Consider the following 8,900-nt stretch of genomic DNA (forward strand, 5'->3'; position numbering starts at 1 on the left):
AAAGCTCAGCGGGACAGGTTCTGCCCGTTCCCCTTCGACACTCCCTCCAATGCCGCAGCGGATCTCCCCGGCGCCCACGGCGGGCGCCGTCGGGGAGAACGGCCTCCCCTCCTGAGAGGCGAGGCCGGCCGACGTCCGCTCTACGCTCTCCAGAACCAGCCGCGTCGTAAGTTTCGGCGCATCAGTAGCTTGCCCCATCGCATACGCTTAGCACGCGGAGAGTGCGGAAGAACCCCCAAACCCGGGAAACCTCGGACATTTTTCACGGTTTAGGTGCACGATCCGCCAAGGTGCACGCTTTAGGCGCTGTGCGACGCCCCTCGTGAAATCCGGAGGCAGAAAAGATCTTCTTCGCGAGAGGGTCACCCCACGGAGGGAGGCCTCAAGTCCCGGCGGGAGTGAGAACCGTGGTCGTCTCCCCGTTTTCTTCGAACGTCGCTCGGCTCACGCGACCCTCTTTGAATTCGAAGAGGACAAAGATGTTGAGAGTACCCGTCACGCGGAATCGTGTGGGAGACACCGGTACCAAGATGAATGATTCGGGGCCCGGAAGGCTGATCTTGAGCTTTGTTCCCTGCCGGGCGATGTCGACCGGGCCGGGCAAGCCCTCAGCTGCGTAGCGTCCCGCGAACTTCGCGAGCGCGTCTTCACCGAGGGACACGGCCTTGAGCGTTGGGGGAACGAGTGGGAAGGGTGGTCTCCGGACAGATGCGAGACAGGTCCTGTCGAGGCCTCGGACCATACCCGCCTCCACGAAATCCCGGATCAGCCTTTTCACGCAGTCGAGCCCCTCGAGGCCATCGAGTGCATGACCCCCGTGGGGCACGACGACACTCACACCGCCGGGGAGCGTCTTGAGGCCTTCGGCGGCGAGACGGGGAGGAGTCACCGGGTCGTGCTCTCCCGTGACGAGCAAAGCGGGCGTGTCCGAATGGATGGGTGTGGCGAAATCGGGTGGCACGGCTCCCCTCACCCACGCTCCGCATGCCGCGCTTTGCTGTTGGTAGCGGTAGTCCCCCAGGAAGGTATTCTTGGCGAGTCGCTCGGCCTCTTCCGGCCGGATTTGGGGAAGATCCTCGGCGCAGGTGATCGAAAGGTAAAGCCCCGCCGTGAGCGCCCCCACCTGCTGACGCGCGAAAAGAGCGAATTCTGCGACCGCCGCGAGGTCGCCCAGGGCCGATTGGTGCACGAGAGCCGGTATCAAGCTCGCCGTTCCCGAATTGTAGGAGAGATAGCGAAGAGCCTCAGCGAAGAGGTCGGGCTTGAGGGTCACTTTCGTCGGCTCTCCTGTCTCCGGATGGACGATCTCCACTACCGCGGGCTGCCTCCGCAGTCGGGCCAGGACCGCGTCGAGCTCCTGGGGAAGGTTCGGAAACGCCGCCGCGCAGGGAGCTTCGCGGGCGCACTCAGAGAAGATCCCGTCGAGGGCGCGCTGGGCATCCCTTGGGAAGTCCCGGGGCGCTGGTGCCGTCGGGGGATCGACCCCCATGAGGACAGCGGTGCGGACATGATCAGGGTGCCGTCGCATATAGACCAGGGCAGCCCGTGTGCCGTAGGAGCTCCCCACGAGATTGAGCCGCTCATAGCCTAGAGCAGCCCTCACGTCGTCCACGTCGTCCACAGAGAGGGAGGTTGTGTAGAGCCCCAAGTCGGCCCGGGACGTGAGTTCCGCGCGGCACTTGCGAACGGCCTCTAATGGGAAGAGGTCTCCGAGGGCACTCTGCAGGTCGCCCGCCTTCCCGAACAGTTCGCAGCTAAGACCGTTCGAGCTGCCTGTCCCACGAAGGTCGATGAAGATCAGGTCGTGCTTGGCGGAGAGGTCATGGAATTCCTCGGCCAGCCGCTGCGCCGCTTGGACGGTCGAGGCCCCGGGCCCCCCTTCGAAGAAGACGATAGGGTCGGAAGCTGGCATGGCACCCGTGGCCGGCATCACCATCACCTTGATGGGAATGGTGCGACCCTGCCGAGACTCGCGGTTCTCATAGACCGTGAGCGTCCCGCAGCGGGCCTTCGCGTTCTCCGGGCAGGGCTCCAGCAGCAGGGCGGCGGCTGCCGAGGCGGCTGCCGACGTGAAGATGGAGGTCACCAATAAGAGAGTGGTGATTCCTTGCATCTTCTAACTCCTCAGAGAAGGCCTTTCTCCACTTGACCCCCGCCGACCTTGTGCGGAACGTCTTTTGCTCCTTAGAAAGGCCTTGAGGCATGACAGAGAAGAGGGCCCTGGCCAAACTCTCTTGGCAACGGCACCCCCTCCAACGTACCGCCAAATCTGGGTGTCGGCCGCTACGCGGCACCGGAGTGCTGGATCACTCCGCGGCCCGCAGTCTGACTATGACCTTGAGAGGCTGGCCGTCGCGCAGAATCAATAGGGTCACGGTATCTCCAGGCTTGGCGTTGCCCAGGCGGCCGAGCAGGTCGTCGGAAGTGCGGACCTTGCGGCCGTCGATCTCCTGCACGATGTCTCCGGGCACGATGGAGCTGCCCCGGCCGAGGTGGGTGCCGCGCAAACCCACGCTCGCCGCGGGCGAGTTCGGCTCCACGTCCCGGAGCAGCACTCCCTCCACCCCCATGCGGCGGGTGACCACGCTGCTCAGCCGGTCGTCCAGGGACACCCCCAGGTAGGGCCGGGGGACGCGGCCGTGCGCGATGAGCTGGGGGACGACGCGGTTCACGGTGTCCACGGGAATGGCGAACCCCACCCCCGCGCTCGCTCCTGAGGGGCTGTAGATGGCGGTGTTCACTCCGATGAGCCGTCCCCCGCTGTCCAGCAGGGGGCCGCCCGAGTTTCCGGGGTTGATGGCGGCGTCGGTCTGGATGGCCCCGTCGATGGGCCGGTTGGTGACGCTCGTGATCGTCCGTCCGAGCGCGCTCACGATCCCCGTCGTGAGGGTGTGGTCGAGACCGAAGGGGTTGCCGATGGCAAAGACCTTCTGCCCCACCTGGATGTCGTCGCTGGTGCCGATGTGGATGGGCACCAATTTTTCCCGGGGGGCGCCGATCTTCAGCACCGCGAGGTCGTGGTCGGGAGCGGTCCCCACCAGTGTGGCCTGGTAGGCAGTTTCCCCCAGCGTGACCTCAGCCGAGGTCGCGTCCTGCACGACGTGGAAGTTGGTGACGATGTGACCGTCCTCGTCCCAGACGAAGCCGGAGCCCGTGCCCTGAGGCACCTCGAGTATGTTTCGGGTCCAGAAGTCGATGCGGCGGGTCTGGGTGGTGATGAAAGCCACTGAGGCAGCGGCGGTCCGAAAGAGGGCAATGGTCGACTTCTCGTCGGGGTCCAGGGGACCGCGGGGCGTCACCGTCCGCTGCTGGGCCAGGGCCACGGGCCGGAGGGAAGGCACCGCTCGGTCCAGAGCCACGGAGATGAGAGCCCCCAGGACCACCCCCGCCCCGAGGCCGGCCCAGAGCCACGGTCGCCACGCTGAAGACGTTGTCATTGCGATCGCTCCTTGGTCTTTGGATCATAGCGTGTTCCACCCTCCGCTCGAACCCGTCGCCCATCCCCAAAGCTGCGCAGAACGAATAGAATGCCAGGGGACGATGGAGCAGAAGGGACTCGACTTCGGAATCCAGCCCCAGCCCGGCCCTCCACGCCGGAGGACGCTCTCCGTCAGCGAGTTGACCGACCGCATCCAGGGCGTCCTGGAGGTGGATTTCGCGGACGTGTGGGTGGAAGGCGAGATCTCGAACCTCAAGACCCCCCCCTCGGGCCACTACTACTTCTCGCTCAAGGACGAAAACGCCCAGATCCGGGCCGTGATCTGGAAGAGCGACGCTCGCCTGATCAAGTTCCGCCCCAAGGACGGCATGAGGGTGGTGGCCCGGGGATCCGTAAGCGTCTACGCGCCCCGGGGCGACTACCAGCTGTTAGTCCAGGTCCTGGAGCCCCTGGGCAAGGGCTCGCTGCAGCAGGCTTTCGAAGAGTTGAAGGAGAGGCTGGGCAAGGAGGGATTCTTCGACCCCGGGCGCAAGCGCCCCTTACCCATGCTCCCGCGCCGTGTCGGCCTCGTGACCTCCCCCACGGGGGCCGTGCTGCAGGACATCCTCCGCGTCCTCGCCGGGCGCTACTCGAACTTGGGGGTCCTGCTCTATCCCGCCCGCGTCCAGGGACCGGAGGCGGTGTGGGAGATCGTGGCCGGCATCCGCGCCCTGAATCGCATCCAGGGCCTGGACGTGCTCATCGTGGCCCGCGGAGGAGGGAGCCTCGAGGACCTCTGGCCTTTCAATGACGAAGCGGTGGCGCGCGCGCTGGCCGCATCGGAGATACCCACCATCTCCGCGGTGGGACACGAGACCGACTTCACGATCGCGGACTTCGTGGCCGACTTCCGCGCCCCAACTCCCTCCGCGGCGGCGGAGCGCGTGGTCCGGGCGAAGGTCGATCTGATCGCCCGGGTGACGGCCCTGGAGCAGCAGCTGGGGGCGGCCACCCGGCTGCGCCTGACCCAGACCCGGGCCCGCGTGGAAAGGGTGACCTCCCACCGCGTCTTCGAGGTCGAGCGGGGGCGGATAAGGAACCACGCTCAGCGCGTGGACGAGCTCGGGCGGCGCGGTGAGAAGGGGCTTCTCCGGGCCCTCGAGCGCGCGCGGGACGGGCTCCGGCACGCGGCCGGCCGGGTCGAGGCCTTCCGCTGGGACCGCCAGGTGGCGGCGGGTCGGGAGCGTGTCACTCACCAATGGGAGCGTGCGCAGGCTTTGTTCCGGACCGGAAACGAAGCGCGACGCGCCGCCCTCGGCCGCCTGGCCGGCAAACTCGAGAGCCTCTCTCCCCTAGCCGTCCTCTCCCGCGGCTACGCCCTCGTGTGGGACGCTTCCGGGCGGCATCTCCTTCGCGACCCCGGCCAGGTGGGCGTGGGGGACGGCGTGCTCGTGCGCCTGCACGGCGGCCGGCTAGGCGCCACCGTCACCTTCAAGGAGCCGGCGTGAAGAAGACCGAGCCGCCCAGCTTCGAGGAGGGGTTGAAGCAGCTGGAGGAGATCGTCCAGAAGCTGGAGAAGGGGGAGCTGGCCCTGGAGGAGTCGCTGCGTCTCTACGAGGAGGGCATCCACCTCTCCCGCCTCTGCCACGCCAAGCTTGAGGAGGCGGAGGGCAAGATCGAGATTCTGATGAAGGACGCAAAGGGGGACCTCCTTCTGGACAAGCAGGGCCGCCCGCAGACCAAGCCCCTAGGGAGGGGCGACGATGACGACGCCCCCTTCTGAGGCCGCTTCCCCCTCGGGCGCGATCGGGGAGGCGCTGGAAGCCCATCGGCGCACGGTCGAGGAGGCGCTCGATCGGGCCCTGCCCCCCGAGACCGCCTGGCCGACCACGATCCACCGGGCCATGCGCTACAGCCTCTTCGCGGGCGGCAAGCGCATCCGGCCCCTCCTGGTCCTGGCCGCCGGAGAAGCCGTGGGCGGCGATACGGTGGAACTTCTTCGGCTCGCCTGCGCGGTGGAGATGATCCACACCTACAGCCTGATCCACGACGACCTGCCCGCCATGGACAACGACGACCTGAGGCGCGGGAAGCCCACCTCGCACAAGGTCTTCGGCGAGGCTATGGCCATTCTGGCCGGGGACGCCCTGCTGACCCGCGCCTTCCACCTCCTGGTCGAGGGGGGCGGGAACGAGGATGACGACCGCCTCCACCGGCGCCGGGAAGCCGCCGCGATTCTGGGTGCGGCCTGCGGAACGACGGGCTTGATCGGGGGCCAGGTGCTGGACCTCGAGTCGGAAGGGCAGACCATCGATGCCGCCACCCTTGAGCGCCTCCACCGGGCCAAGACGGGCGCCCTCATCTCCGCCTGCGTGCGCGGGGCCGCCGTCCTTGCGGGGGCGGACGAGACCGACTCGCGCTCCCTGGCCCGCTACGCGGCCGCGGTCGGCCTGGCGTTCCAGGTGGTGGACGATATCCTGGACGCCACGGAGGGAGCCGAGCGGCTCGGGAAGACGGCGGGCAAGGACCAGGCGGCGGGGAAGGCGACCTACGTGAGCGTTCACGGCCTGGCCCGGGCCCGCGGGATGGCGGCCGAGCTCCTGGCGGAGGCCCTGGAGGCGGTCGCCCCGCTCGGCGAGCGCGCCCGCCTGCTCCAAACCCTGGCCCGTTTGATCGTGGAGCGACAGGCTTGACGGGAGAGCGCCTCGACGTCTGGATGACCCAGCGCGGCCTCGCGGAATCGCGCGAAAAGGCCCAGGCCCTGATCATGGCGGGACGGGTCACGGTCGACGGAGCTCCCGAGACCAAGCCGGGCACGGAGGTCGCGGACTCGGCGGCGGTCGTGGTCGCCCCCGGGCCCGCGCACGTGGGCCGCGGGGCGGTCAAGCTCGTCGGGGCCCTCGACGCCTTCGCCGTCGATCCCATGGATCGCCTGGTGGTGGACGTGGGCGCCTCCACCGGCGGCTTCACGGAGACGCTCCTGGACCGGGGCGCCCGCCGCGTCTACGCCGTCGACGTGGGTCGGGGGCAGCTCCACGAATCGCTGCGCGCGGATCCGCGGGTCGTGGTCCTGGAGCAGACCAATGCCAGGAGCCTCTCCCTCCGCGAGGTGCCGGAGCCCTGCGATCTCGCCACCATGGACGTGTCTTTCATCTCCGTGCTCAAGATCCTGCCCGCCTTGCGCGGGATCCTGGTCCCGGGGGCGCACTTGGTCGTGCTCGTGAAACCCCAGTTCGAGCTGGGCCGCTTCCGGGTGCCACGGGGGGGCGTCGTCCGGGACCCCAGCCTCCACTTGCAGTCCCTCCGCGACGTGGCCTGGGCGGCGCAGCACGAGCACGGCTTCGCGGTGCGCGGGGCTTGTGCGTCTCCCCTCGAGGGGGCGGAAGGGAACCGCGAGTTCTTCTTGCACCTCCTCCGCGAGGGCCCGGCCTTGGGGTCGGAGCCCTTCGACGCCATGATGGCGCGGGCGGTGGCGACGTGACCACGATCGGCGTCCTGGCCCGGCCCGACCTGGTGGAAGCGGGGCCCGCCCTGCGCGAGCTTCTGGCCTGGCTACAGGAGCGGGGAGTCCGGACCTGCCTGGACGAGGCCACGGCCGCCCTGGGAGGCGATGGCGCCGCCGCCGCCTGCCGGGTGACCTCGGGCCGGGAGGTCGCGGCGGGGGCGGACGCGCTTGTCGTGCTGGGCGGCGATGGCACCCTCCTCGCGGCCAGCCGCCTCCTCGAGACCTCCGTCCCCATCCTCGGGGTCAACTTCGGGAGCCTGGGGTTCCTCACCGAGATCGCCCTGGCCGAGCTCCTTCCCACATTGCAATCGGTGCTGGACGGACGCTACGAGTACGAGGAGCGTCGGCTGCTCCACGCGAGAGCCCGCCGGGCCGGCTTCCCCGAGGTCGTTGGGGAGGTCTTGAACGACGTGGTCATCACCAAGGCCGGGCCCTCGCGGATCATCGAGCTCGAGGTGAGCGTCGACGGCTTCTTCGTTTCCACCTTTCGGGCCGACGGACTCATCGTCTCCTCCCCCACCGGCTCCACCGCCTACAACCTGGCCGCGGGAGGGCCGATCCTGCACCCGACCCTGCCCGCGATCGTCCTCACTCCCATCTGCCCCCACATGCTCGCCAACCGGCCCCTGGTGGTGGGTGATGAGTCGACCATCGAGGTGCGGCTCGTGACCGCGCGGGGAGTGGACGTGTACACCGCCTTCGACGGCCAAAATAGCTTCGCCCTCGCCCCCGAGGACATCGTCACCGTGACCGGCAGCTCCCGCCGGCTCCGGCTGGTCAAGGCCTCCGGCCGCGACTACTACGAGGTGCTGCGCACCAAGCTCAAGTGGGGAGACTCGAGCGTTCGCCGCCACTAGGGCAAGCGGATCACGTTCTCGGGCTCGCCCGGGGAGACGAGGGCCACGGACTGCAGCTCGATGGACCCGGCGCGGAGCACGAGGGTGACGTCGTCCCCCCCCGACTCCGGGTAGTAGTAGCGGTGGCGGAGCTTGAAATCGCCATCCGCGGGATACGTGGCCTCTCGGGGGGCCGCACTCCAGAAGGTTCGCTCGCCCACCACGAGGGTTCCATGGCCGCGGCCCGCGATCCGGAGCTCGAAGCGCCGGGCCCGAGCGTTGGCCTTGACGCGCACGAAGAGCGCGTCTCCCGGGCTTCGAAGCTTGAGCCTTCCCTCTTGCACCTGTGCCCCCGCTAGGGCGTGGACGTCGCCCAGCAGAGGCTCCGCCCCCGTGACCTGGATGTCCTCTCCGGTGAAGGTCACCCGCGACCCCACGGGACCGAAGAGAACGAGGGGGTGCTCGCAGAGGAGGGCCCGGCCGTCCTTGATCGCGGGCAGGGCGGGACGGATCACCCGCTCACGCGCCTGGAACACGATGGGGCTCTTGGCGGGATCCCAGACCAATGCGGTGCCGAAGGGTTCATTAAGCCGGTCCCACCGGTGGTCGTAGGAGAAAGCCCCCAAGGCCTGCACCGCGATCGACACCACGGCCAGCAGAGGGCCCACCTTGCCCAGGACCGCGATCCCTTCCGGCAGGAAGAGAAAGAGCAGGGGCAGCGCGGCGGTCAGCGAGCAGGGCCCCCATCCCTCGCCCGGCCCTGCGGGAGAAAGCCCTACCGAGAGCCACTGGGCGACGAAACCCAAGCCCAGGGTGACCGCGAGCCACTGCTCGCCCCGCGCGAAGGCCCGCAGGAGACCCACCGCCGCCACGACCGCAACGGGCGTAAAGACGAGAAGGCCCTGGGCGGGCGAGACCAGGAGACCGCCCAGGCCGGGTTCGAGCACGGACGTCCGCGACGGACCCACCGTCGGGGAGGGCGCACCGAGGAGCCAGAACACGGCTCCCGGCAGGGTCCAGAGGAGCAGGAACGGCGATCGCCGCGGCCAGCGCGCGGCAAGACCGAGGAAGAGCACGGCTGCGAGCGCGGTTGCCTGCGGATCGGCCGCCGCCGCCAAGCCCAGCGGCAAACCCGCGCGCC

Annotated in this window: 8 protein-coding genes; 5 read left to right on the top strand and 3 right to left on the bottom strand. The window is 68.8% G+C overall.

Annotated elements, in window-relative coordinates:
* Positions 1-382: 382 nt before the first annotated feature.
* Entirely contained in the window at positions 383-2,113 is a 1,731-nt protein-coding gene (locus VN461_07145; GenBank protein ID HXB54543.1) for an alpha/beta fold hydrolase, read from the bottom strand.
* 193 nt (positions 2,114-2,306) lie between these two features.
* On the bottom strand, positions 2,307-3,437 hold the full coding sequence (locus tag VN461_07150; protein HXB54544.1) for a trypsin-like peptidase domain-containing protein: 1,131 nt from the start codon (positions 3,435-3,437) through the stop codon (positions 2,307-2,309).
* Positions 3,438-3,540: 103 nt separating this feature from the next.
* Here VN461_07150 and xseA point away from each other — a divergent pair, with 103 nt between their 5' ends.
* From xseA to VN461_07175, 5 genes are read left to right on the top strand one after another with little or no spacing between them, the layout of a single operon-like run.
* Positions 3,541-4,926: an exodeoxyribonuclease VII large subunit gene (gene xseA / locus VN461_07155; GenBank protein HXB54545.1), complete on the top strand. Its 1,386-nt coding sequence runs from the start codon at positions 3,541-3,543 to the stop codon at positions 4,924-4,926.
* On the top strand, positions 4,923-5,201 hold the full coding sequence (locus VN461_07160) for an exodeoxyribonuclease VII small subunit (GenBank protein ID HXB54546.1): 279 nt from the start codon (positions 4,923-4,925) through the stop codon (positions 5,199-5,201). Before xseA ends, VN461_07160 begins: the two co-directional genes overlap by 4 nt.
* A complete protein-coding gene (locus VN461_07165; protein HXB54547.1) occupies positions 5,182-6,111 on the top strand; it encodes a farnesyl diphosphate synthase in 930 nt (309 codons plus the stop codon). Before VN461_07160 ends, VN461_07165 begins: the two co-directional genes overlap by 20 nt.
* Positions 6,108-6,899, top strand: a complete 792-nt coding sequence (locus VN461_07170) for a TlyA family RNA methyltransferase (protein HXB54548.1) — start codon at positions 6,108-6,110, stop codon at positions 6,897-6,899. The genes VN461_07165 and VN461_07170 overlap by 4 nt, the downstream gene beginning before the upstream one ends.
* A complete protein-coding gene (locus tag VN461_07175) occupies positions 6,896-7,780 on the top strand; it encodes an NAD(+)/NADH kinase (GenBank protein ID HXB54549.1) in 885 nt (294 codons plus the stop codon). The genes VN461_07170 and VN461_07175 overlap by 4 nt, the downstream gene beginning before the upstream one ends.
* On the opposite strand, the gene VN461_07180 is transcribed toward VN461_07175, so the two are convergent.
* The coding region (locus VN461_07180) for a hypothetical protein (protein ID HXB54550.1) at positions 7,777-8,900 on the bottom strand (1,124 nt) is incomplete at its 5' end. The genes VN461_07175 and VN461_07180 overlap by 4 nt on opposite strands.

Source organism: Vicinamibacteria bacterium, assembly GCA_035570235.1.
Classification (GTDB): Bacteria; Acidobacteriota; Vicinamibacteria; order Fen-336; family Fen-336; genus DATMML01.